We start from the raw sequence: 1,482 nt of genomic DNA, 5'->3' as shown, positions 1-1,482 counted from the left end.
TTCATTTAGCACATATCTCCCTCAAGAGGTTAACCGCATAGGAAATCTGTCCCGCTGGTTCCTCAACCCACAGCGTCATGTCATGATGAGCCACGACAAGCGTCCTGCCATCGTATTGATGAGCGCCTAGGATCCAATCCGGATCGAGGTAGATGATACCCCTGCCATCCGCAAGGGTGAGTTTGATGTTGTCATTCATACCGCGACTTCTCCCTTGATAGCTGGGTGGTGTAGGTAGTTCACTAGCGTGATGTGCTCTGCACGGAAGTCGTCAATGTCCTTGATGCTGCGATCCAGCAGCAACTGCGGGTGGTTGTAAGGTCCGCGCTCGATCTGCGTCAGCACCTGATCGACGTGGTTCAGGTAGATGTGGCAGTCGCCGCCGGTCCAGATGAACTCGCCGACTTCGAGGTCGCAGACCTGAGCAACCATGTGCGTGAGCAGGGCATAGCTGGCGATATTTACCGGTACTCCAAGGAACAGATCTGCGCTGCGCTGGTACATCTGGCAGGACAATCTGCCATTGCAAACATAAAACTGGATGATAGATCCATGGCAGCAAGGTAGGCTAGCATGTACCATAGAAGGTGTATGCCATAGATTTATGATGTGCCGTCTGCTATCCGGATCATGCTTAATAGAAGCTATCACTTGCTTAACCTGATCGCACTGGCGGAATCGTAGTACTTCCCCGTTTGCCGATGCGTACCTGAACCCGCTCCACCCATGGTGACTTTTGAGTTTCCCGTTCAGGCACCTGTGGACAGCCGATATGTTTAACCCGTATCGCCTCTCGATATCCCCGATGCTAGGGAATAGCTCCTCTACACCGTCTGGAGATGTAGCGAAAAACGGAGTTCCGGTGCTCGTATTCCACCCTTGTTCTTCGTGCGAAGCCCACATGCATGTAGATTTTGAGTACCTATTAGAAGCGGCTAGTATATCCTTATCGATGCTGTACTCATCTGGATATTCTAGTTTCATATGCCATCCAGGTAGCCTCACCGCATCCTCAGCGAAGTTATCAAACTTCATCCACTCTGGTGCTACATGAACACCGGAACCACCGTAGGCCGGGTATCCTTTGGAATTCACGTCATAGCATCTCTTAAGCATATCGCGCCATGTATTTCTTAGAATCTCTATCTCTCTCCCTTGCCCACGAAGGTAGCGCCACGAACCTAGATCACCCACACCACAGAACCCCCCATCTACCCTATCAACATTTGGGGGATCGAAAAGTTCGGGCTTAACGGAATACCACCATCTGGACTTGCGGTACTGTTCCCCGTATATAGGGCCTAAGCTATTATCTTCCCTAACCCAGGGTGACCACCAATGACGAACATTATCTGGTAAATCATCGATGCTCGTGCTCCCGGACAAGAACCATAGAAGTTCATGTACTACGCCGGGGGTGAACATTCTCTTCGTGGTCACCAGCGGGAAACCTTCACGAAGATCAAAGCGCATCTGCGCGCC

The 1,482-nt window shown here is 51.1% G+C and carries 2 protein-coding genes; both read right to left on the bottom strand.

All coding sequences use genetic code 11. The features are described from left to right. Nucleotide 1: 1 nt before the first annotated feature. Nucleotides 2-199: a hypothetical protein gene (locus tag E4680_RS13865; protein WP_135283017.1), complete on the bottom strand. Its 198-nt coding sequence runs from the start codon at nucleotides 197-199 to the stop codon at nucleotides 2-4. Next, nucleotides 196-1,482: thymidylate synthase (gene thyA / locus E4680_RS14555; RefSeq protein ID WP_276605627.1), on the bottom strand; the 1,287-nt coding region annotated here is incomplete at its 5' end. The genes thyA and E4680_RS13865, both read right to left, overlap by 4 nt.

This window comes from Candidatus Macondimonas diazotrophica, from assembly GCF_004684205.1.
Classification (GTDB): domain Bacteria; phylum Pseudomonadota; class Gammaproteobacteria; order UBA5335; family UBA5335; genus Macondimonas; species Macondimonas diazotrophica.
This window is presented reverse-complemented; position numbering and strand designations above follow the sequence as displayed.